Annotated in this window: 17 protein-coding genes; 6 read left to right on the top strand and 11 right to left on the bottom strand. The window is 65.1% G+C overall.

From position 1 onward, the window contains the following. Window positions 1–4: 4 nt before the first annotated feature. Together QYR03_RS01275 and QYR03_RS01280 are read right to left on the bottom strand one after the other, a co-directional pair. Window positions 5–520 carry a hypothetical protein gene (locus QYR03_RS01275; RefSeq protein ID WP_301712319.1) on the bottom strand — a complete coding sequence of 172 codons (516 nt, stop codon included), beginning with the start codon at window positions 518–520 and terminating at the stop codon, window positions 5–7. 13 nt (window positions 521–533) lie between these two features. Further along, on the bottom strand, window positions 534–1,307 hold the full coding sequence (locus tag QYR03_RS01280) for a hypothetical protein (protein WP_301712320.1): 774 nt from the start codon (window positions 1,305–1,307) through the stop codon (window positions 534–536). A gap of 115 nt (window positions 1,308–1,422) precedes the next feature. On the opposite strand from QYR03_RS01280, the gene hflX reads away from it, so the two are divergent. The 3 genes from hflX to QYR03_RS01295 all read left to right on the top strand — a co-directional run bounded on the left by hflX (window position 1,423) and on the right by QYR03_RS01295 (window position 5,428). Then, window positions 1,423–2,910 (top strand): GTPase HflX, encoded by a 1,488-nt coding sequence (hflX, locus tag QYR03_RS01285; RefSeq protein ID WP_301712321.1) that lies wholly within the window; start codon window positions 1,423–1,425, stop codon window positions 2,908–2,910. A 44-nt stretch (window positions 2,911–2,954) separates the two neighbouring features. After that, entirely contained in the window at window positions 2,955–4,244 is a 1,290-nt protein-coding gene (locus QYR03_RS01290; protein ID WP_259848630.1) for a uracil-xanthine permease family protein, read from the top strand. Window positions 4,245–4,342: 98 nt separating this feature from the next. Beyond that, window positions 4,343–5,428 (top strand): HNH endonuclease signature motif containing protein, encoded by a 1,086-nt coding sequence (locus QYR03_RS01295; protein ID WP_301712322.1) that lies wholly within the window; start codon window positions 4,343–4,345, stop codon window positions 5,426–5,428. Between the two features lie 128 nt (window positions 5,429–5,556). Here QYR03_RS01295 and QYR03_RS01300 read toward each other — a convergent pair whose 3' ends face one another. The 5 genes from QYR03_RS01300 to lexA form a co-directional block, all read right to left on the bottom strand. Continuing rightward, window positions 5,557–5,826: an HPr family phosphocarrier protein gene (locus QYR03_RS01300; RefSeq protein WP_076598856.1), complete on the bottom strand. Its 270-nt coding sequence runs from the start codon at window positions 5,824–5,826 to the stop codon at window positions 5,557–5,559. Between the two features lie 71 nt (window positions 5,827–5,897). Next, window positions 5,898–8,042 carry a fructose-specific PTS transporter subunit EIIC gene (locus tag QYR03_RS01305; protein ID WP_301712323.1) on the bottom strand — a complete coding sequence of 715 codons (2,145 nt, stop codon included), beginning with the start codon at window positions 8,040–8,042 and terminating at the stop codon, window positions 5,898–5,900. 14 nt (window positions 8,043–8,056) lie between these two features. Then, window positions 8,057–9,022 carry a 1-phosphofructokinase family hexose kinase gene (locus tag QYR03_RS01310; RefSeq protein WP_301712324.1) on the bottom strand — a complete coding sequence of 322 codons (966 nt, stop codon included), beginning with the start codon at window positions 9,020–9,022 and terminating at the stop codon, window positions 8,057–8,059. Between the two features lie 179 nt (window positions 9,023–9,201). After that, entirely contained in the window at window positions 9,202–9,981 is a 780-nt protein-coding gene (locus QYR03_RS01315; protein WP_259848626.1) for a DeoR/GlpR family DNA-binding transcription regulator, read from the bottom strand. Window positions 9,982–10,112: 131 nt separating this feature from the next. After that, on the bottom strand, window positions 10,113–10,787 hold the full coding sequence (lexA, locus tag QYR03_RS01320) for a transcriptional repressor LexA (protein WP_301712325.1): 675 nt from the start codon (window positions 10,785–10,787) through the stop codon (window positions 10,113–10,115). Between the two features lie 277 nt (window positions 10,788–11,064). Here lexA and QYR03_RS01325 point away from each other — a divergent pair, with 277 nt between their 5' ends. Both QYR03_RS01325 and nrdR read left to right on the top strand, forming a co-directional pair. Further along, complete coding sequence (locus tag QYR03_RS01325) at window positions 11,065–11,436, top strand: hypothetical protein (protein ID WP_301712326.1); 372 nt, start codon at window positions 11,065–11,067, stop codon at window positions 11,434–11,436. Between the two features lie 115 nt (window positions 11,437–11,551). After that, complete coding sequence (gene nrdR / locus QYR03_RS01330; RefSeq protein ID WP_301712327.1) at window positions 11,552–12,016, top strand: transcriptional regulator NrdR; 465 nt, start codon at window positions 11,552–11,554, stop codon at window positions 12,014–12,016. Window positions 12,017–12,077: 61 nt separating this feature from the next. Here nrdR and hrpA read toward each other — a convergent pair whose 3' ends face one another. From hrpA to QYR03_RS01350, 4 genes are all read right to left on the bottom strand, one after another. Next, window positions 12,078–15,992: an ATP-dependent RNA helicase HrpA gene (gene hrpA, locus QYR03_RS01335; RefSeq protein WP_301712328.1), complete on the bottom strand. Its 3,915-nt coding sequence runs from the start codon at window positions 15,990–15,992 to the stop codon at window positions 12,078–12,080. Window positions 15,993–16,053: 61 nt separating this feature from the next. Then, window positions 16,054–16,995, bottom strand: coding sequence for a hydrogen peroxide-inducible genes activator (locus QYR03_RS01340; protein WP_301712329.1), 942 nt, complete (start codon window positions 16,993–16,995; stop codon window positions 16,054–16,056). A 99-nt stretch (window positions 16,996–17,094) separates the two neighbouring features. Next, window positions 17,095–19,656, bottom strand: coding sequence for an RNA helicase (locus QYR03_RS01345; protein ID WP_301712330.1), 2,562 nt, complete (start codon window positions 19,654–19,656; stop codon window positions 17,095–17,097). A gap of 28 nt (window positions 19,657–19,684) precedes the next feature. After that, the gene (locus tag QYR03_RS01350) at window positions 19,685–20,692 is read right to left on the bottom strand and encodes a PAC2 family protein (protein WP_259850501.1); all 1,008 of its coding nucleotides are present in this window, start codon (window positions 20,690–20,692) and stop codon (window positions 19,685–19,687) included. A 261-nt stretch (window positions 20,693–20,953) separates the two neighbouring features. Here QYR03_RS01350 and QYR03_RS01355 point away from each other — a divergent pair, with 261 nt between their 5' ends. Further along, the gene (locus QYR03_RS01355; protein WP_301712331.1) at window positions 20,954–22,156 is read left to right on the top strand and encodes a DUF4192 domain-containing protein; all 1,203 of its coding nucleotides are present in this window, start codon (window positions 20,954–20,956) and stop codon (window positions 22,154–22,156) included. The last annotated feature ends 5 nt before the right edge of the window (window positions 22,157–22,161 follow it).

A 22,161-nucleotide genomic window follows, 5' to 3' on the forward strand; every position in this document is an offset into this window, starting at 1 on the left:
AAGCTCAGCCCGGTCCCAACCTGCGGGCGGCGCGCCGCGCGTCGGCCCAGGACGCCGCAAGATCGCACGCGCGCTGGTCGGCGATGTTGATCATGCGCTCCAGCGCACGGCGGTCGAGGTCGTCGTTGCCCAAATGCGTGTCCACGCGCGCCAGGAAACGGCGCGACGACCCGAGCCGCAAGTGGAAATCCTCGATGGCGGGAATATCGCTGTGCGGGTGCGCCAACGCGCGGTACGTCAACGTGCGCTCGGCGAGGGCGTCGGGGCCGATACCCGACATGAAATCCTCGTACTCCGCCACCACCTGTGCGATGTCGTCGCGCGCGACCCGCAGCGACGACTTCAACGCCTCCACCTCCGGGTCCACCGTGCTGTTGCGGTAGCCGATGAACGCCACCGCCGCGATGGCGATGCCGATGAGCAGGCCGATGTAGCCCATGCGCGTGCCAAGCAAAATGGCGACGACAAGAGCCAGCGTCAGCCAAATAGCTGCCTCCCGGTTGCGGCGACTCCCGGCCATGGGATTCCCCGTCCTAGTGCCCGCCGCAACCGCAGCTTCCGCCGCCGCCTCCGCAACCGCCGCCGCAGCCGGCGGCCATCGCGACCTGGCCCGCGAGAACAGCCGTTCCCGCGATGACGGAATTGCGCTCCGGCAGGGGGCTGTCTTCCGCGTCGCCCTCCGCCGGCATGACCACGTCGAAGGGGAACGCCCCGTCAACGGAGACGTGGATGAAACGCTCACCGGTCAACGTGTTGGTGCGGTACTCGGCCTCCAGCACCCGCGCGGAGAATTTCGCGGCGGCGTCCGGGGCTGAGGCGGCTCCGGAATTCACGCGCTCGGCGCCTTCGGAGACGACAGAGCCCAAAGTCTCGCCGGTGGCTGCGAGGTAGGCATCAACGCTGTCGTAGCGGTCAACTGCCACTGCGAGGGCGGTGAAGCCCATTTCTTGCCACTCGAGGGTTGGTTCGTCGACAAGCAAAGGCCCCTGTGCGATGTTCGCCGTGACGGACGCGATCGCGTTGCCCATCGGGTCGACGACATCGCACAGCCCGACGACATCGTTGACCATAGTCACGTGCGCGTACGTGCGCGTCGTGGAATCGAAGCCGGCGAAAGTGGCGAAAGGCTCCACCGCGAGAATGTTCAGCTCCGCGCCCGACGGGTCCGCGAACTGGATCAGCTGCCCGCCGCGCACCTCGCCCGTCACCGAGAGCTGGTTGGACGCGATGGCCGCCTCCACGGCGTCCTGCCACCGCGGATAGCGCATGCCGATGCTGGAGAGATCTGAGGTGATCGTGTCGCTCATGCCCCCTGATTCTAGTGCCGGAGAGCACGCTTGGAACAATCCGCCGCAGCGGGCGGTTGTTTTCGGAGACAGACCTTTTTGCCTGAACCTGCAGGCATGCGACAATAAGGACTCAATGACGAAAACGTTTTCCCACTCTCCCGCCGCACCAGACGGGCAGCCGACCCACGACGAGCTTCTCGCGGAAGCCTTCGGCGAACCGACAACCGGTTCGCTGGACCTCGCCGAGCGCAACGCTTTCCGACGCGTCATCCGCGACACCGACATCCGCTCCGAAGAGCAGGAGGACGGCTACGAGGTCGAGTACCGCAAACTGCGCCTCGAACAGGTCGTCCTCATCGGTGTGTGGACCGAAGGCACCACCGCCGAAGTGGAAGCCAACATGAACGAGCTCGCGGCACTGGCGGAGACAGCCGGCGCGGATGTCGTCGAAATGCTGTACCAGAAGCGCGACAAGCCGGACCCGGGCACCTATATCGGCTCCGGAAAAGTCAGCGAGCTCAAAGACATCGTGGCGGCCACCGGAGCCGACACAGTCGTGTGCGACGGCGAGCTCTCCCCGGGCCAGATGGTGGCGCTCGAGGAGGCGCTGAAAATCAAGGTCATCGACCGCACCATGCTCATCCTTGACATCTTCGCCCAGCATGCGAAGTCGAAGGAGGGCAAGGCGCAGGTCAGCCTCGCGCAGATGGAATACCTGTACACCCGCACCCGCGGCTGGGGCGGCAACTTGTCGCGCCAGGCGGGCGGCCGCGCCGGCTCCAACGGCGGTGTGGGCCTGCGCGGTCCCGGTGAGACGCGCATCGAGGCAGACCGCCGCCGCCTGCGCTCCGAGATGGCGAAGTTGCGCCGCGAACTGGCGGGCATGAAGACAGCCCGCGACGTCAAGCGCGCCCAGCGGCAGCGCTCCACGATTCCGAAGATCGCGATTGCGGGCTACACCAACGCCGGCAAATCGTCGCTGATTAACGCCATGACGGATGCGGGCGTTTTGGTGGAGGACGCGTTGTTCGCGACACTGGATCCGTCGACACGCAAAGCCGAGCTCGCCGACGGCCGCACTGTCGTCCTCACCGACACCGTCGGCTTCGTGCGCCACCTTCCGACGCAGCTCGTCGAAGCGTTCAAGTCCACCCTTGAGGAGGTCGCCGGCGCCGACCTGATGCTGCACGTCGTCGACGGGTCCGATCCGTTCCCGCTGAAGCAGATCAAGGCGGTCAACGACGTCCTCGCCGAGATCACGCGCGATACCGGTGATGAGATCCCGCCCGAGATCGTCGTGGTGAACAAAATCGACTGCGCCGACCCCGTCGTGCTGGCGGAGCTGCGCCACGCGTTCGACGACTCCCGGCGCGACGTCGTCTTCGTCTCCGCCCGCACCGGTGAGGGCATTCCGGAGCTCGAGGGCCGCATCGAGATGTTCCTCAACACTCTCGATGCGCACGTGACCATGCTGGTGCCGTACACCCGCGGCGACATCATCTCCCGCCTCCACGAGGAGGGCACCGTGCGCAGCGAGGACTACAAGGAGGAGGGCACGCTTATCGACGTCCGCCTGCCCCGCGTCCTCGCCCACCAATTCGCCGAGTTCGTTGTGGACTAGAACGAATTCGTCCACGGCGAGCCGGGTGCTAAATTTAGGAGCCTGTGAGCTTCATTCCTTCCTGGACCGTCCACGGCGACGGCAAGACCATCCGTCCCGGTTCCGTCGTCGCCCCTGAAGAGCGTCTGAGCTGGTCGCGCACGATCAGCATCGGCATGCAGCACGTTATCGCAATGTTCGGTGCGACTTTGCTCGTGCCCACCTTGACCGGCTTCCCGGTGAACACCACGCTGCTGTTCTCCGGGCTGGGAACCATCATCTTCCTGCTCTTCACCCGCAACAGGTTGCCGAGTTACCTGGGATCGTCGTTCGCCTTCATCGCTCCGCTGACGGCGTCGCAGCAGCATGGCATCGGCGCGCAGCTCGGCGGCATCCTGATCACGGGTCTGGCGCTCATCGGTGTGGGACTGCTGGTCACGTGGGCGGGCAAGCGCGTCATCGACGCCGTCATGCCGCCTGTGGTCACCGGCGCGATTGTTGCGTTGATCGGCCTGAACCTCGCGCCCACCGCTGTCGTCAACACGCAGACCCAGCCCGCCGTCGGTCTGGTCACCCTCGCCGCCATCCTCATCGCCACCGCTTGCCTGCGCGGAATGGCCTCGCGCCTGTCCATCCTGATCGGTGTGGTCACCGGCTGGGTATTCGCCGCACTGACCGGCAACCTCTCCGAAGACGCCGGCGCCACTATCGCCGCCGCTCCCTGGATCGGCGTGCCGACCTTCCACGCCCCCGAATTCCACCTCTCCGCCATCCTGGTCACGCTGCCGGTGCTCGTTGTGCTCATCGCCGAGAACGTCGGACACGTCAAGGCTGTCGCCGAGATGACCCGCCGCGACCTCGATGACCTTGCCGGCCCCGCGCTGATCGGCGACGGAGTGGCCACCAGTCTTGCCGGCGCCTTCGGCGGCTCCGGCACCACCACCTACGCGGAGAATATCGGTGTCATGGCCGCCACCCGCGTCTATTCGACCGCCGCGTACTGGGTCGCCGCAGTCTTCGCCATTATGCTGGCCTTCGTGCCCAAATTCGGCGCCCTCATCTTCACGATTCCCGCTGGAGTCCTCGGAGGTGCGTGCCTGGTGCTCTACGGTTTGATCGGCATGCTGGGCGTGCGAATCTGGCAGGACAACAAGGTCGACTTCAACAACCCCGTCAACCTCACGATGGCGGCAGTCGCGCTCATCGTGGGCATCGGCAACCTCACCTTCGAGATCGGCAACGTCACCCTCGAAGGCATCGCGCTGGGCTCCATCGGCATCATCGTGCTGTACCCGCTCATGCGCTGGGCCTATACCCACCTCGGCGAGGGACGCCTCCTCCCCAAGACGGATTAACGGACTAGCCGCGCGGCGTCCTGTGGATAACCGTGAACTATCCACAGGTTCTCCGGACGGCAGTTGATTGGGCCGGAGAAACCTTTAGTCTCCGAGGCATGAGCACATTCGACACACTTCTTGCCACTGAGACGACCAGCGCGCTGGACGCCCTCGCCGGGTTCGACCGTCGCGCTGCTCTCCACGCCGGCATCAAGCCGAGTCGAATCGACGAGTGGGACAAACTCCACCACACCTATTACGGGCCCACCGCGTGGACAGCGCAGCAGCGCCACGCTTTAGAACTCGCCCGCGAAGGGGAGATGAGTCTCGATCAGTTGGCGCTCATCGAGAAACATCTGGGCACTGTCAAGAATCCCCGCGAGAAATGGGAGCTGCGGCACGAGCTGTTGGGGATGAGGGGGAAGTATGAGACGCTTCGTCGTGAAGCGAAAGCCCTCATCTCGGCGGAGAAGAAGCCGCCGAAGAAACAGGCCCGGTTCTCGCCCTCGCGGTGCGGGATGCGCACCATGTCGCTCACCGCCGACGAACAATCCATCGCCGACCTCGAGCACGTACTCATGCAGGGCATCGACCCGTCGAAGCCAGCGGCACCACAGATGGCAGACAACTTCTTGCGGCGCATGCGCCGCGGCGGAGGAGGCATCCCGACCGCAGCGGCGCGACCAATGCTGCTCGTGCCGCCGCCGGCGTATGCGCGCATCCTGCGCGGCGAAGGCGACGACATTGTCCTGGGCTTGACCAACGCCACCACAACGACGGGCGCCGAATTCCTCCGCGAACATCTCAGCGACGAACTCGAAATCGCTCTCATCCACCCGCAGGAAGGCCCCGTCAACCTGTACCGCGCACAGCGGCTGGCGAACCAGAAGCAACGCGATCTGATCCGCGCCGCCACACCCGTCTGCCCGGTGCCGGGATGCCGTCACGGAGCCGACAACTGCGAGATCCACCACATCACACCGTGGAAATATGGCGGGGAGACCAACCTCGACAACCTCGCGCCGTTGTGCAGGTACCACAACCGCGTCAACGACGACGACCCGTGGCGGAACAAGCGCGGCCGCATCGAGAGAATCCGGGGCGCCCCGGTGTGGCGGTCGCCCAGCGGAAAAGTCATCCAGAACGACTACCACCGGTTCGGGGCGGCCGAAACGCTGTTCGGGACCAGCGCCCGGGCATGAAAAAACTCCGGCCGGAAGCCGGAGCTTGGGGGCGGGACCCGGTCGGTCGGGTCGCGCAGAATGAGGAGGCTGCAGCACACGGTGCCACGGTGCCACGGTGCCACGGCGCTACGGTGCTGAAGCGCGTCTTACTCGTCGTCGAGGTTGGACTCGATGAGTGCCGCGATCTTCTCGACTGCCTCATCATTATCCGACGTGACCGTCACCTCGTCGCCGTGCTCAGCACCCATGGCCATGATCATGAGGGAGGATGCCGCATCGGTCTCGTCGTCCTCGTCGCCGCCGACGAGGGTGAGGATGATGTCGTCGTCGTACTCTCCGGCCGCCTCTGCGATCACGGTTGCCGGGCGGGCGTGCAGGCCCACGGTGGAGCCGACCTTGACTGTCTTGGAAGCCATATGAGAAATCCTTTCTTCAGTGGCGTCGAGATGGGCGCTGTGTGCGCTCCATCGTAGGAGAAAAGTGTGGGTTATGCGGCTGCAGGAGCGTGTGGGGCCTGTGCGTCAGGCGCGGATTCGGCGTGCTTCTGCGCCGCCTGCTCGATGGTGGTGTTCGGCCAGAGTCGCTTCGCCGCGATCACCGCGATTGTGGCCACTGCGACGCCGACAGCCAGGGAGATGAACATGCCCCACCACGGCTCGTAGGCGAAGATGACGAAGATACCGCCGTGCGGTGCCTTCGCGCCCACGCCCAGAGCCATCGACGCAGCACCAGCCGCGGCTCCGCCGAGCATCATCGACGGGATGACGCGCAGCGGGTCGGCGGCAGCGAACGGAATGGCACCCTCGGACACGAAGGACAGGCCCAGCAGCCACGCAGACTTGCCGTTCTCCTGCTCGGCCGGGGTGAACAGCTTCTTGCGCAGGAACGTCGCAATGGACAGAGCGATCGGCGGGACCATGCCGGAAATCATCACGGCGGCCATGATCTCGTAGGCTGCGTCGGTGCCGGCGGACAGGCCGGCGGTACCGAAGAGGTACGCGGCCTTATTCACGGGGCCGCCGAGGTCGAAGCACATCATCAGGCCGATGATCACGCCGAGCAGAATTGCCGACGATCCGCTCATCGACTCCAGCCAGCCTTGCAGCCCGGTCATGATCGCGCCGAGCGGACGGCCCAAAAACAGGAACATCAGCAGGCCGACGATGAGCGATGTCAGCAGCGGGATGATCACCACCGGCATGAGCGAGCCGAGCCAGCGCGGGACCCTCCACGAGCCGATCCAGTAGGCGATGAAACCAGCGAGCAAACCAGTGACGAGACCACCGATGAAGCCGGCGCCGACCATCACGGACAGTGCGCCGCCGACGAAGCCCGGAGCGATGCCGGGGCGGCCGGCGATGCCGTAGCCGATGTAGCCGGACAGGGCAGCGACCACGAACTGCATCGCCAATTTCCCGATGGCGAAGAGGACCGCGCCTAAGTACAAAGACCAGCCGGAGCGGTCGAAGGTGACGGTCTCGCCGTCGATGAGCACCTCGTGGCCCGGCAGGTTGGTGGGCGAGTAGTCGAGCGGGATGACCTGCCAGCCGTCGGCGACATCGTAGCCGCCGACGAGGAAACCGAGCGCCAGGAGGAGGCCTCCGGCCGCGACGAACGGAACCATGTAGGAAACACCCGTCATGATGGCCTGCTGGATGCGCTTCGGCCAGCTCACATCTCCCTGCGCTTCTCCTGACGGTTCGGCGGTACCGCCCGGCACGCGGCGGGCGTTCGGGTTGTCAGCGGCGGCGATGGCTTCGTCGATCATCGCGTTCGGCTCGTTGATGCCGCGCTTGACGGGACTATCGATGACGGGTTTGCCGGCGAAACGCTCCCGGTCCCGCACGGCGACGTCGTGGGCGAAGATGACGGCGTCGGCGGAGTCGATGAACGCCTGGTCGACCCGGTCGCCGCCGGAGGAGCCCTGGGGCTCGATGCGCAGTTCGACGTCGTCGCGCCCGTTGGCGGCCTGCTCGAGGGCGTCGGCGGCCATGTAGGTGTGGGCGATGCCCGTCGCGCAGGACGTGACGGCGACGATGCGCCTCTTTGCGGCCGGTGCGGAAGACGGGGCCGGAGCAGAGCCACCTGTGGAGGCAGGGGAGCCAGGTGCGGCAGAGACAGCGGTGGATCCGGCGCTGTCGCCGGCGGCTGCCGGTGCCGCGGGGGCCTTCTTCTTGGGGGCAGCGTTGAGCACCTCATCGACGGCCGCGACAACCTCTTCCGGTGTCGAGGCGGCGCGCAGGGTGTCGAGGAATTCACCCCGGACCAGTGCGCGGGCGAGCTTGGACAGAATCTTCAGGTGCTCCTTGCCGCCGCCCTCAGGGGCGGCGATCAGGAAGACGAGCTCGGCATCGCCGTCCGGGCCGGAGAAATCGACGGGCCGGGACAGGCGGGCGAACGCGAGAGTGGGTTCCCCCACCGCGGCGGTGCGGCAGTGGGGGATGGCTACCTTGCCGTTGACGCCGGTGCCGGCTTTGAGTTCGCGGGCGGTGGCGGCATCGGCAAGCGTGCTCGGTTCGTCGGTGCGCCCGGCCGCAGCGACGAGCTCGGCGAGGTTGCCTATGACGTCGCCTGGCGTGGCGCCGAAATCAGTGTCGAGCCGGACGAGGTCCGGGGTGATGGTGTTGGACACGGTGGTTCCTTTTCTTAGAGTTCGCGCACGGTGGTGCGGTCGTAGTCGATGTCGTCGGGGGAGGGGATTGCGGTACCCGGGCTGGCTGCGGCTGCGGTGCCGTAGGCGACGGCGGTGCGCAGTGCTGCAGGGAAGTCTTTGCCGTCGAGACGCGCGAGAATGTAGCCCGCGAGGGAGCTGTCGCCTGCGCCGACGGTGGAGCGCACCTGTGCGGGCGGGGTGGCGGCGTGCCATGCGCCGTCGACGGTGACGAGGCATGCGCCGGCGCCGCCGAGGGTGACGAGGACTTCGCGCACGCCCTTATCGACGAGCGCTGCCGCGGCTTTCACCACCGCGTCCAAGTCGCCGTCGTCAGCTTGACTCTCGAGCTCGCCGCCGTCGATGCCCGCGAGTTGGCCGAGCTCGAAAGCATTGGGCTTGACGACGTCCGGCGCCGTCGCCTCCAGCTTCCTTCCCAGCTCCTTGAGCGGTTCGTCGGAGGTGTCGACTGCGATGAGCAGGTCGGGTGCAGCGTCGCGCAGCGCTGCCACCAGTTGCGGGTACCAGTCGGCCGGGGCACCAGGGGGCAGCGAGCCGGCGAGGACGGCGGCACGGGTGAGGGGGTGGGAGGCGGCGTCGACAAGCTCTGTTTCGAGCGTGCGGCGGACATCGTCAGTCAGCGTGGTGCCCGGTTCGTTGAGCTTAGTTGTGCGGCCGGATGATTCCGTCACGGTGGTGTTCGTGCGAACTGCGCCGTCCACAGGGACGGTGCGCAGCGGAATTCCCGCGGAACGGGCCAGCGCGGTGAAGGGGTCGTTGTCCGCGGCGGGAGCGATGGCGAGGGTGTCCTGGCCGGCTTTGAGCACGGCGTTGGAGACGTTGATGCCTTTCCCGCCCGGTTCGCGCGAGCTCTCGGAGACGCGGAGAACCCCGCCTGGGTCGAGTGAGTCGATGCACATTGTGGCGTCGATACTGGGGTTAGCGGTGAATGTGATAATCACTGGGCAATCCTTTTCGCTCCGCGGCGCGGCCGTGGGGGTGCTGGAGCGTTGGTGGACAGATGCCGGGGCGGGGGTGGTATGTGCGCCCCTTCATGTCCGATTATGCCCGTTTTGTGTGGTTAGCTCAAGAAAAACCACATGCGGCAAGCGTCACGGCGGCGCGGGAGGGCCGGTCCGGCTCAGTCCGCCTGGATGACATCGACTCCGAGTTCGGTGAGCTCGGTGACGAAAGACGGGGGAGCGTCGGTGTCCGTGACAACGACGTCGATGCTGTCGAGGGCGGCGAAACTCACCAGGTAGTCGCTTCCGAGCTTGGAGGAGTCGCACAGCACCACGACTTTCCGGGCGTTGGTCACCATGGCTGATTTCACGGCGGCTTCCTGCGCGTCGGCGGTGGACAGCCCGTGGTCGACGGTGAGGGCGTTGGTGCCCATGAAGGCGACGTCGGCACGCAAAAGCGCGAGCGTTCGGAGCGCGGTATCGCCGACGACGGCTTGCGTGATGGCGCGTACTGTGCCACCGAGAAGCTGGACATTGATTTCGCCCGTACTGGACAGGTCGACCGCGATGGGTAGTGAGTTGGTCACGAATGACAGCGACGCAGCGACGGGAACGTCTTTGATCATGCCCGCGAGCACGTTGATGGTCGTGCCGGAGTCAAGGAAGACGGAACCGCCCGAGGTGGGCAAGAATTGGAGCGCGGCTTTCGCGATGGCGGTCTTGGCTGTCGTCGCGGAGCGCAACCGGGCGTCGAGGGGAAGTTCCGTCGTCAGGTACGACTGGCTGGAAACAGCTCCGCCGTGAACGCGCTGCACGATGCCCTCGCGGTCGAGCACGGCGAGGTCGCGCCGAATGGTTTCGGCGGTGACGTCAAATTTCGTGGAGAGTTCGGTGACGTTGACGCGTCCCTCCACGGCGGTAAGGGACGCGATCTGACGGCGCCGTTCTTCGGCGTACATGGGCACTTCCTTCCGAGCCTCGGGCATGTGCGTGCGAGGCACTCATACACTTGCCCCATTATTCCTTTTAGGCTTGAAAAATCACGCCCGAGCGTGTCTGTCTGTGCCCGTTTCACCCCCGGAAGGGGAGGCTAGAGTTTGCGGAAAACGGAGACGACCAGGCCCATGATTTCCGCGTCGTCGCCCTTAATGGGGGCGAAGGCATCGTTATGGGGGAGGAGCCACACGCCGGAGGAGTCTTTGTGGAATTCCTTGACGGTCGCCTCACCGTCGATAAGCGCGGCGACGAACTGGCCCTCCTCAGCGACGGGCTGTGTGCGGACCGCGACCCAGTCCCCGTCGAGGATGCCGGCGTCCCGCATCGACTCCCCGACAACCTGGAGCAAGTAGAGGTCCCCGTCACCGACGAGCTCTTCCGGGAGAGGGAAGTACTCGGAGACGTTCTCCTCCGCGAGGATCGGGTTCCCGGCGGCGATTTGGCCCAGCACCGGGATGTAGCGGGGCGCCGCCGCGTCCTCTGGCGTCGGGCTGGCCTTGCGGTTTTTGCGTGATCCGGACTCGGGCAAGTGGCGAAGATCGACCGCGCGGGGCTTGTTCGGGTCCCTGCGCAAAAAGCCCTTCTTTTCGAGCTCCTTGAGCTGGTACGCCACCGACGACGTCGACTGCAAGCCGGCAGCATCCCCGATCTCGCGGATGCTCGGCGGATAGCCGCGCAGCACTACCGCGTCCTGGATGACCTCGAGAATGCGGCGCTGACGTTCAGTCAACGACTTCAGGTCCGGCTTCTTGTCTTCTCGCTTCGGCATTGGGTGCGTCCTCTTTTCTCTCCATGGTGATCGTCCGTTGGGGTGGGGGTGAAACCCTTCATCAACTTGGACGACGCTGCCCGGCGTTCGGTTCCCTTGACTCTTGTTTACCACGAATGAGCAAATTTGTTCGAAATATTCGGAGCACGCCTAGACAAATTTTGGCCGCCTTGCTATAAATCGAACATAGAAGCTATCGAACACTTAATCGAACACATTCTAGGACGTGGTTGAAGCGTCTCTTAGAATCGCAGTCGAACAACAGAAAGGAACTCTCATGACTATCTCTATCGCACGTTCTAGCAGCGCCGACTCCTCCTCGATGAAACCCGCATCTCGTGTGCAGCCGGCTGATGTCTGGGACCTTGACCGGCGTTCGAGCGCGCTCCGGAACCGTCCCACCGTTCGAACCTTGGGGCCGGATAATCGAAAATATGAGCACCGCGACGCGCCGGACAGGGTTGAGTTCGGTGGCAACGCTGATTCGTTCGAATCCCGGCGCGAGACCGCCGGTGCGACTGTCCTTGGCGCGCTTTTCGGCGTGGCACTGATCGTCGGTTCGGCATTCGGCGGGGCGTTCTCCGGCGGGGACGCCGGGTTCGTCTCCGACAACGCCGGCACCCAGATGGCGGCCGTGTCCCAGCACTAAAGAAAGCATGTGCGCGGACCCGTCCCGCACTAAGCCGACCATGGGGGAGGGCGTATGCATTCCGCGTCCTGTCGGCGCGTCTTGGCGGCGGATCTGGGGAGTAAGATCTTAAGCCGTGCACTGTCCTTTCTGCCAGAACGATAGCTCCCGTGTCTCCGACTCCCGTCTCGTCGAGGGGGGCGCAGCCATTCGCCGCCGCCGCGAGTGTACGGAGTGCGGCGGACGCTTCACCACCATGGAAAAAGCGGTCCTGACCGTGGTGAAGCGCAACGGGGTCAGCGAACCCTTCGACCGCGACAAACTCATCGTCGGTGTGCGCCGCGCATGCCAAGGCCGAGATGTGTCCGATGATGCGTTGAAGCGCCTCGCACAAGAGGTCGAGGAGATCGTGCGCAGTCACGGCAGCTCACAGATCCCTTCCAACGAGATCGGCCTGGCCATCCTCGAGCCGCTGCGGGCGCTCGACGAGGTCGCCTATCTGCGCTTTGCGTCGGTGTACAAATCTTTCGAGAGCGCTGACGACTTCGAATCCGAAATCCGCCTCATGAGGCGCAAGGACCGCGGCATGGAGGAGCTGTAAGTCCACGGCATTAAGTGAGCACAGTGAGTGCGGCAAGTGATCGCGGGCTCCGCCCGGCGTCTTAGAGCTTGTCGATCATTTTCTCGATGCGCCGCGGGCTCACTGGCTTAGCGGTGCCCAGGCGCTGCGCGAACAGACTCACACGAAGCTCCTGAATACGCCAGAGGATGTCTTTGACCGCCCGTGATTTCGCGCGTTGGGCAGGCAGGCGCTTCAGCTTGGCGTCGAGCGTGCTCTTCACCTCGTCGACGACGGACTGACGGTCGGCGTCGCGGTCGGGGTCGAGATTCATGTCCTCGAGGCGCACCTGGATGGCGGACATGTACCGCGGGAGGTGCTGGAGATTCTCCATGCCGTGGACTGTGATGGCGTTCTTGGGCAGGAGAAACGCCATTTGCTGTCGGATGTCGTCGATGGCGGGGCCCGACCAGTTCTCCAGTTCGGCGGCGATGTTGATGTATTCAACGACTCCGCCGGAAATTCCGACGACGGACCGCCGGACGACCCCGGGAACCTGGGGTTTCACGGCGTCGAGAAGCTTCTTGAATTCTGCGGGCGTGCGGACCGGGCCTCCGTTGGCCATCATGAGATCGCGGATCGCAGCCACGCGCGCATCTTCGACGAGTCCCGCCGCGCCACCGTGGGGATACTTATCGACGGCCACCCGCTGCCGCAACGGCAGCCCCTTCGTCATCTGTGCGGCGTTGACCGGGATGTGGCGCATGAGCATGGCCAAGGTGGCCGTCATCATGGAGGCGTCGGCGGCGGCTTTGGTGGGGAAGACCTTCACGCGGACACCGTCGGCGGTGGCCTCGAGTGCGGGGTAGGCATCGACGTGGTTGCCTTCGATCTCGGTGGTGACTGTCTCGGGCACGGCGCCGAGAGTGTCGTCGGTCCACTCGGCCACGGATCCGGATTCGGCTTTCTTAGTGGCTTTGGACACGGACGAGGTGATGTGGCCGGCCTGGCGCTTTTTTAGTGCGGCGAGGCTCTTGTCGTGGTCGATGATCTTGCCGCGCCGGTCGACAGCGGCGAACGTCATAGTCAGGTGAGCAGGCAGGGACTCGGATCGGAAGTCGGTCGCGTTGATGCCGTGGCCGCCCAAGGAGCGGAGGACTTCGGCGAGTTGCTCGGTGATGGGGGCTTCGAAAGGCAGCAGCTTGCCCATGGCGCGTTCGGCGAATTCCGGTGCTGGAACAACAGTCTTGCGCAGCGCCTTGGGCAGGGAGCGGATGAGCTCGGTGACGAGTTCTTCGCGCACGCCGGGCACGAGCCAGTCGAAATCGGTGTTCTCCAGTCCGGCCAGCAAGGGAACGGGAACGAGGACGGTAACACCGTCGAAGGGGTCTCCCGGTTCGAATTTGTACTGCAGGTCGTAGTTGATGGAACCTTGGCGCCATTTGTCGGGGAAGGCGGCTTCGGAGGAGTCGGGGGAGGCGTCGCTAAGCAGTGCCTCCGGGTCGAAGTCGAGGAAAGACGCGTCCTTCTGGCGCTTCTTCTTCCACCACGCGTCGAAGTGGCGGCCGGTGCCGATGTCGGCGGGGATGCGCTCGTCGTAGAACTCGAACAAGGTGTCCTCGTCGACGACGATGCCGCGGCGGCGGACTTTCTCCTCGACGGCGGCGGCTTCCTCGAGGAGTTCGGCGTTGTGCTTCAGGAAGGCGTGGTGGGCGTTCCATTCGCCGTCGATGAGCGCGTGTCGGATGAACAAGTCGCGGGCGGCTTCCATGTCGACGCGGTGGTAGGGCACCAGCCGGTCGGCGACGACGGTGACGCCGTAGAGCATCGACTTCTGGTGGACCATCGGCGCGGCGCGCTTTTGCGACCACACGGGTTCGGAATAGGTGTGCTTGAGCAGGTCGCGGGCGAGCTTTTCCACCCAGGAAGGGTCGATCGCGGCGGCATCGCGGGCCCACAGTCGGGACGTTTCGACGAGTTCGGCGGCCATGACGAATTCAGGCGGCTTCTTCGCCAGGGAGGAGCCGGGGAAGATCATGAAGCGCGTGCCGCGGGCACCCTTGAACTCTTTGGAGTTGCCGTCGCGGGCGCCGATATTGGACAGCAGACCCGTGAGCAGGGACTGGTGGATCGCGTTCGGATCGCGTTCGCCAGCGTCGGCATGACGCAGGTTGGTCCAGCCGAGTTGCTTTTCAGCGTCGCGGAGCTGGCGGACGAGGTCGAACCACTCCCGGATGCGCATGTAGTGCAGGAATTCTTTCTTCATGCGCTTGCGGAAGGCGTTGCCGGACAGTTCGTCGCGGGAGTCCTTGATGTAGTCCCAGAGGTTGAGCGAGGCGAGAAAGTCGGAGGTCTTGTCCTTGAACCGGGCGTGCGCTTGGTCGGCTTGCGCCTGGAATTCCAGGGGGCGTTCGCGGACGTCCTGGATGGTCATGGCGGCGACGATGACGGTGACGTCGGCGAGCACTCCGAGGCGGTCGGCCTCGACGAGCATGCGCGCCATGCGCGGATCGACGGGAATGCGGGCGATGTCGCGGCCGACTGGGGTGAGCACGGGCGCGCCGTGGTCCTCTTTGTCGGTGATGGCGCCGAGTTCGTGGAGGAGCAAGAGGCCGTCGCGCACGGCCTTCGCATCGGGCGGCTGCACGAAGGGGAAGTCGGCGACATCGCCCAGGCGCAGGTTGATCATCTGCAGGATGACGCTGGCGAGATTGGTGCGCAGGATTTCCGGGTCGGTGAATTCGGGGCGGGCGTTGAAGTTGTCTTCGGAGTAGAGGCGGATGGCGATGCCGTCGGCGGTGCGGCCCGAACGGCCGGAGCGCTGGTTGGCGCTGGCCTGGGAGATCTCCTCGATGGGCAGGCGCTGCACTTTCGTGCGGGTTGAATACCGGGAAATGCGGGCGAGGCCGGTGTCCACCACGTAGTGGATTCCTGGCACGGTCAGGGAGGTCTCAGCGATATTAGTGGCCAGCACGATGCGGCGCCCGGAGTGCGGCGAGAACACGCGGTGCTGTTCGGCGTTGGAGAGCCGACCGAACAGGGGTGTGACTTCAATACCGCGCCAGTGCTGTTTCTCGATGACTTCCATGGCGTCCCGGATGTCGCGTTCGGAGGCGAAGAAGCACAGGATGTCGCCGTCGCCTTCGCGCATGAGTTCCTTGAGGGCATCGATAAGCCCGTCGAGCATGTCGATGTCGACGACCTTCGTTTCACCGTTCTTCCCCGCGATCTGCGTCTCCAGCGGGCGGTAGCGGATCTCGACGGGGTAGGTGCGGCCGGAGACCTCGATGACGGGCGCGGGTTTTCCGTTGGGGGAGGAGAAGTGGTCGGCGAAGCGCTCGGGGTCGATGGTGGCGGAGGTGATGATCACCTTCAGGTCGGGCCGCGCGGGCAGAAGCCGTTTGAGGTAGCCGAGCAGGAAGTCGATGTTCAGGGAGCGTTCGTGCGCCTCGTCGATGATGATCGTGTCGTAGGCATTGAGGTAACGGTCGCGCTGCATTTCGGCGAGCAGGATGCCGTCGGTCATGAGTTTGACGGCGGTGGTGGAGGAGACGCGGTCGTCGAAACGGATGGCGTAGCCGACGGTCTCGCCGATGTTTTGGCCGAGTTCGTTGGCGATGCGCTCGGCGACGGTTCGTGCGGCGATGCGCCGGGGCTGGGTGTGGCCGATCAGGCCGCGGCGTCCACGCCCGAGCGCGAGGAGCATTTTTGGGATCTGGGTGGTCTTGCCAGAGCCGGTTTCGCCGGCGATGATGACGACCTGGTTGTCGCGGATGAGCTCCTTGATGTCGTCGCGTCGTGCGGAGACGGGGAGGGCTTCGGGATACTCGATCGCGGGCACATGCTTATCGACGTCCGCGACTTTCTCCGCTTCTGTGTCCATGTCCGCGCTGATCTGGCTGAGCGCGTGCGGGGACCGCGCCTTTTTCAGGCGCCGCTGGAACCGCCGGACGCTCGCGATGGGCAGCTCGTCGAGTCGGCGGTATAGATCGTCACGGGTGAGTTCAGGTTTCGTCATAGTCAACGCGCGAGTCTACCCGCCGGCTGGTGGCAGCTAGCGCGCAGCTGCCGGGCGCACGTTACGCGCGCTTGTCGACGGTCGCGTTGAACGCCTCATTGATTACCTCCCCGAGTGCGGCGAATTCGTCGGCGCGGGTGGAGGAGGAGCGGTGGACGAGGCCGATGTTGCGGGAGGCGATCACCGTGTCGCTGAAGTTGGCGATGGCCACGTGCGGGCGGGCGCATTCGACGCGGACGGCGGAGGCCGGCAGCAGGGTCCCGCCGTAGCCGGCGGCGACGAGCTGGATGATGGTGGTCAGCGACGATGCCCGGGTGACGGTGTCGGTCATGCCTGCCACGTCGAGGTTGGCGGTGCGGCACAGGTCCATGATCTGGTCGCGGAGGCAGTGGCCGTCGTCCATGAGGAGCATGTCGAGCTGATCGAGCTCCGACAGCGTGACGTCGTCGCGTCCGGCGAGGGGGTGGTCTTCCTCCACGGCGATGGCGAAGTCCTCGGTGTAGAGGGGGATTTCGGTGAGCCCGGTGGTGCCGGTCGGGAAGGCAATGAGCGCGGCGTCGAGCTGCCCGTTGCGGAGCTGTTCCATGAGCGCTGGAGTGGTCTCCTCGACGATCTTCGGCTCGATCTCCGGGTAGCGCTCTTTGGCGAGGCGCAGAAGATCAGGGAGCAGATACGGGGCGATGGTGGGGATGATGCCCAGGGTGATCTGCCCGGTGAGGACGCCTTGTGCGCCGCGTGAGTGCTGGACGAACGCTTCGGCCGCCTCCAGCGTGGCTTGGGCGTAGGGGAGGAGGCGCTCGCCGACGGGAGTGACGATGACCTTGCGCGTGGACCGTTCGATGAGCTGGATGCCCAGTCCGGTCTCCAGGGTGACGAGAGCCTGGGAGAGGGAGGGCTGGGAGATGTGCAGCTGGTTCGCGGCGGTGCCGAAGTGGCGGTGCTCGGCGATGGTGACGAACGTGCGGATCTGTGCCAGCGTCGGTCGGTACTCCTTGTTGGTCATGCTCTTAAAGTACTAGCATTGATAGGTTGCTGTGGGAAATTAGCGCAAATATTTTGGTGTATTTGAACGCAGTTTTCGCTCCTGCTTTAAGTCATGCTTTTAATGGCGCATTTCGAGAGCGCTCAGGCGGACTTCGCCAGCTTCGTCGGAAGCGTCGAGGTCGACAGCGCCGTGCAGTTGGTAAGCGTTGTCGCCGTCGGGGTCCTTGAGAATCTGGGTGACTGTCCAGCGGCGGGTATCGGTGTTCTGCAGGACGAAATACCCGGGGCCGCGCGCATCGGCGTCCAGGTCGACATCGTCGTATTCGTCGAAGTAGTCGTCCATGAGTGCCGGCCAGTCGGGCTGGTCGGCAAGGTCCATGTAGTCGAGCATCCCGGCGAGCTCCTTCTCCTTCTCGAAGGCGAAGAGCTCCACGAGGCGGAAGAAATAGTTGCGGACCATGATGGTGAAGGCGCGGCGGTTGGCGGTGAGAGCGGTGGGGTCTTCCACACCGAAGGCCAGTTCGCGTTCCAGGTCGTCGCGGCTGATCGGGGTGTTCTCGTCGGCCATGTGCGCCCACTCGTCGATAAGCGATGAATCGACCTGGCGGATGAGCTCGCCGAGCCACACGATGATGTCGTCGAGCCGCTCGGTCATGTACGCGTCGGGGATCGAATGCGACAAGGTCCGCCACGCGTCGGTGAGGTAGCGCAGGACGACGCCTTCGCTGCGTGCGAGGCCGTAAGTGGCGATGACGTCGGAGAATGTCATCGCGTGCTCGATCATGTCGCGGACCACCGATTTGGGGGAGAGCTCGAATTCCGCCGCCCACGGGTTGCCCTGGACGAAGGTCTCGTACGCGTCCTCCAGTTCTTCCTTGAGGGGCTGCGGGTAGGTGACATCCTCGATGAGCGCCATGCGTTCGGTGTAGTCGACGCCGTCGGCCTTGAGCGCCGCGATCTCTTCGCCGCGTTCCTTGCTCTGTTGTGCCTGGAGGAGCTGGCGTGGGTCGTCGAGAATCGCCTCGAATGCGGAGATGACGTCGAGGTCGTAGGTCTCGCTTTCTGGATCGAGCAATGTCAGGAAAGCGAGCGCGAACGGTGACAGCGGCTGGTTGAGCGCGAAATCGCGGTCGAGTTCAGCGGTGAGCGTGTACGGGCGGAACGCGGGGGAATCCGGGGTGCGTTCGACGACATCAGCGGCGATGAGGCCGCGGAAGAGGTCGACGGCGGTGAGGATGTCGCGGTTCTGCTTGGCGCGGCTGTCGTGGTTGTCGCGCAGGAGGTGCTTCATGTGCTCGTAGCCGTCTCCGGGGCGGGCGACGACGTTGAGCAGCATCGAATTCGACACGGTGAACTGGCTGGTCAGCTCCTCAGGTTCGGCTTCGGTAAGACGGTTGAAAGTGTTTTCCGACCACGAGATTTCGCCGTCGCGGGGGGCCTTTTTGCGGATCTTCTTCAGCTTCTTGGGGTCGTCGCCCGCCTTGCGGCGGAGCTTGACGTTCTCGATCTCGTGCTCCGGCGCCTCAACAACCACCGTGCCTTTGGTGTCGTATCCAGCGCGGCCCGCGCGTCCGGCGATCTGGTGGAATTCGCGGGACTTTACGATACGCTGCCTAATCCCGTCGAATTTCGCCAGTCCGGTCATGAGCACGGTGCGGATCGGCACGTTGATGCCCACGCCGAGCGTGTCCGTGCCGCAGATGACCTTCAAATGACCCGCCTGCGCGAGACGCTCCACCAGGCGCCGGTACTTCGGCAGCATTCCGGCATGGTGGATGCCGATGCCACGGCGCAGCAGCTTCGACAGGGTCTTGCCGAAGGTGGTGGTGAAGCGGAAATCGCCAATGGCCTCCCGGATGGCTTCTTTTTCTTCGGGCGTGATCATCGATATCGATGTCAGCGCCTGCGCGCGCTCAGTCGCCTCGCGCTGGGAGAAATGCACGACGTAGATGGGGGCCTTGCCCGCGTCGAGAAGCTCCTCGATCGTCTCGTGGACGGGCGTGAACACGTAGTGGAAATCCAGCGGAACCGGGCGTTCGGAGCCGCCGACGTAGGTGGTCTCGCGACCGGTGCGGCGGGTGAGGTCGTCCTCGAGCCACTTTGTGTCGCCGAGCGTCGCCGACATGAGCAGGAATTGTGCTTTGGGCAGCTCCAGCAGGGGCACCTGCCACGCCCAGCCGCGGTCGGGCTCGGAGTAGTAGTGGAATTCGTCCATCACGACTTGGCGGATATCGGACTTGGCTCCCTCACGCAAGGCGATGTTGGCGACGATCTCGGCCGTCGCGGCGATGATGGGGGCGTCGCCGTTGACGGTCGCGTCCCCGGTCATCATGCCCACATTTTCCGGCCCGAAAATCTCGCACAGGGAGAAGAATTTCTCGCTCACCAGCGCTTTGATCGGCGCGGTGTAGAAGGACCGCTGTCCCCGCGACATGGCGATGAAATGCGCGGCGTTGGCCACCATCGACTTACCGGAGCCGGTCGGAGTGGCCAAGATGACGTTGTCGCCGGCCAGCAACGCCAGCGACGCCTCCTCCTGCGCCGGGTACAGGGAGATCCCGCGCGAGGAGGTCCAGGAGGTGAAGGAGTCCCAGACTGCGTCGTCGAAAAGCGTGTCCGGCACGTCCTCGAGGTCGGTGAGGTAGTCGGCGAGCGTCGGTGCTTGGGCGTTGGAAGTCACCCCACCCACGGTACTTGAGGGGCGCGCACTACTCGTCGTCGTCCGGCATGTCGATCTGGCCGCCGGTGGTGTCCTCCCACATCCCGTCGCCCGGGCCGAGCGTCCGGTCGCGGTCGTCGATCGCGGCGAGGAAATTCTCGAAGGCCTCACCGATCTCGTCGCCGCTGGGCACCTGGGCCTCGCCCGGCATCATCTTCTGTGGGTTCTTCTTGCGGTAGGAGTCCATCTCGGAGTCGTAGTGCTGCTCGAGTTGCGCGACGACCTGCGCGATTTCTTCCGAACCGTGGGTCTGCTCCGCCAGCTGCTGGGCAACTCGCTCCATGTCGCGCTCGATCGCGCGCAGCGGGAACTGCAGGTCGGAGGTGTCCGAAACGGACTGCAGCAGCTGGTAGACAGCCTGCGGGTACGGCGAGGACGCGACGTAGTGCGGAACGTGCGCCGTGTAGCCGGCGACGCGGCGGCCGCGGGAGTGCAGTTCCCGCTCGATCATCACTGCGGCGGCGCCGGGCACGGAGACCATTCCGTCGAAGGTGAACATCTTGCCGACGAGGTCACGGTCGTTGCCGTGCGCGGACACGACGAGCGGACGCGTGTGCGGTGCACCCATCGGCGCGGCGTACAGGCAGATCGTCTTGTCCACGTTGAAGCGGTCCGCGAGGTCGGCCACGGATTTCGAGAACGCCTCCCAGCGCAGGTCCGGCTCGGGGCCGGAGAGCAGCAGGAAGGACTCGCCCTTGGAATCGCGCAGCACGCGGATGTCCAGGTCGATGTCGTCGACATCGCTGATCTCGTGCTCGCTCAAGGTCACCATGGGGCGGCGCGAGCGGTAGTCGATCAACTCGTCGTTGTTGAAAGTGGCCAGGGTGCGCGAATCCAGGGCGGCTTTGAGGTGCCCGGCGGCGCCTTCGACGGCGTGCCCGGCATCGGCGTAGCCCTGCATCGCCACGATGAGGGTGGGGCCAGAGGACGCGCCGTCTTCCACGGCGGGAGCCGGGTACTCCAGCTCGTACATCTGCCGCTGATCGTCTGACGTCATTGTTGACATCCTCCTTGTTCGTGAACCTTCCGACACCGTGTTCAACCTCATGGGTGCGGAGTTTCATTCCCACCTTACGGACCGTGCACGTCACGCGGTAACGCGCGTGCCGCATTGGCCGGGAAAGCACAGCTTCGCTTATCGACGCCTCCCGCTTGCCCAAACCTTCCTCCCCGTGGACCGAGCGAAGGGGGGCGCGAGTTGTGAATTCTCCCGCTTTTCAGTGGAACCGCAGCGGGGGTCGCGGAAGTCCAATAAAACATGACACATTCACATTCACATTCACGCAAGCAGCAACCATCCTTCGACCCGTGGACCGACGATTCCGTGTCGGTCGACGACCCCTCGACAATCATCGCCACCATTCCCGGCACACTCGGCTATTACCCGCAGGAATCCATCATCGTTATCGGGCTGGTGCCCGACCTTGAAAGCGGCGGCGAGCTCGTTCTGGGACCGGTTCTCCGCGCGGACCTGCAGCATGCAGGCGAGCTGGCAGACTTCCTGGAGACCGCTCCGGTGGCGCGGTGCGTCGCCTTCCTCGGCATCATGGTGACCCGCCGGCCGCAGTCGTCGGCCGCGACAGCTGCCGCGGCTGAACTGGAGGACCTAGTCCGCCCGTGCGGGGCGCCACTGGTCGATGTGCTGTGGCACGTCTCCGAGATCGCCCAAGGCACTCCGTACGAGATGGTCTTCGGACCCGACCCGGAAGATATGGACCGTCAGTGGCCGGAGTTGCGCTGGGGCCGCGGAACAGTGGCGTCGGTGGTCTCGTCGCCGACGATGCGCGCCTGGCATGACAACGGCATCCTGCCGGCACTCGACCGCAGCGACACCTTCGAATACTTCCAGCCCGACGATTCGCTGGCCGGTGCCGTTATCGCCGGGGAGGCTGTGGACGTCGCGGCGTTGACGCGTGAAGCCGCCCGGCACGCCGACGAACTGCGTGCCCGCATCGACCACGGTCAGCCCGGGCCCGGTGCGGTTGTGCGCGCGGCGATGAAGGCGCTGCAGGACGCGCCCGCCCAGCCGATCATCGGGCTCGATGAGCGCGTGGGCGTCGACCGTGTCTTCCACGACGCGGAGGGCCTGCGCGCCATGGCCACGGTGCTGTCCCGGTCGATGCTGCGCGACTGCGTCATCGGCACCGCCGTGCGGCACCCCGAGGAGGCGGCGACGGCGCTGCTCGCGGTGGCCCGCGCGTTCGACGGCGTGATCCGCGCCAACGCGTTGAGCCTGTGGGGCATCGTGGCGATCAGCCGCGGGCTGTCGTCGTGGGCATCTGCCGCGCTAGCGATCGCGCAGGAGGAGATGCCGGAGCACTCGATGTCCGCCATTTGCTTGGAGATCCTCGCCGCGGGGCAGCAACAGCACCTGGTCACCACGATTCTGCAGGGCTGCGAACTCGCCTGCGCCCACATCATCGAGGGCGAGGACTACGGCGGGGAAGCCGTCAGCGCTTAAGCCGC

Origin of the sequence: Corynebacterium sp. P4-C1, assembly GCF_030503595.1 — a bacterium.
In the GTDB taxonomy this organism is placed as follows: domain Bacteria; phylum Actinomycetota; class Actinomycetes; order Mycobacteriales; family Mycobacteriaceae; genus Corynebacterium.

Bases quoted from the DNA above. Each gene is read 5' to 3' on its own strand.
- QYR03_RS01275 (WP_301712319.1), bottom strand. From the start codon at position 520: ATGGCCGGGAGTCGCCGCAACCGGGAGGCAGCTATTTGGCTGACGCTG.
- QYR03_RS01280 (WP_301712320.1), bottom strand. From the start codon at position 1,307: ATGAGCGACACGATCACCTCAGATCTCTCCAGCATCGGCATGCGCTAT.
- hflX (WP_301712321.1), top strand. From the start codon at position 1,423: ATGACGAAAACGTTTTCCCACTCTCCCGCCGCACCAGACGGGCAGCCG.
- QYR03_RS01295 (WP_301712322.1), top strand. From the start codon at position 4,343: ATGAGCACATTCGACACACTTCTTGCCACTGAGACGACCAGCGCGCTG.
- QYR03_RS01300 (WP_076598856.1), bottom strand. From the start codon at position 5,826: ATGGCTTCCAAGACAGTCAAGGTCGGCTCCACCGTGGGCCTGCACGCC.
- QYR03_RS01315 (WP_259848626.1), bottom strand. From the start codon at position 9,981: ATGTACGCCGAAGAACGGCGCCGTCAGATCGCGTCCCTTACCGCCGTG.
- lexA (WP_301712325.1), bottom strand. From the start codon at position 10,787: ATGCCGAAGCGAGAAGACAAGAAGCCGGACCTGAAGTCGTTGACTGAA.
- QYR03_RS01325 (WP_301712326.1), top strand. From the start codon at position 11,065: ATGACTATCTCTATCGCACGTTCTAGCAGCGCCGACTCCTCCTCGATG.
- hrpA (WP_301712328.1), bottom strand. From the start codon at position 15,992: ATGACGAAACCTGAACTCACCCGTGACGATCTATACCGCCGACTCGAC.
- QYR03_RS01340 (WP_301712329.1), bottom strand. From the start codon at position 16,995: ATGACCAACAAGGAGTACCGACCGACGCTGGCACAGATCCGCACGTTC.
- QYR03_RS01350 (WP_259850501.1), bottom strand. From the start codon at position 20,692: ATGACGTCAGACGATCAGCGGCAGATGTACGAGCTGGAGTACCCGGCT.
- QYR03_RS01355 (WP_301712331.1), top strand. From the start codon at position 20,954: ATGACACATTCACATTCACATTCACGCAAGCAGCAACCATCCTTCGAC.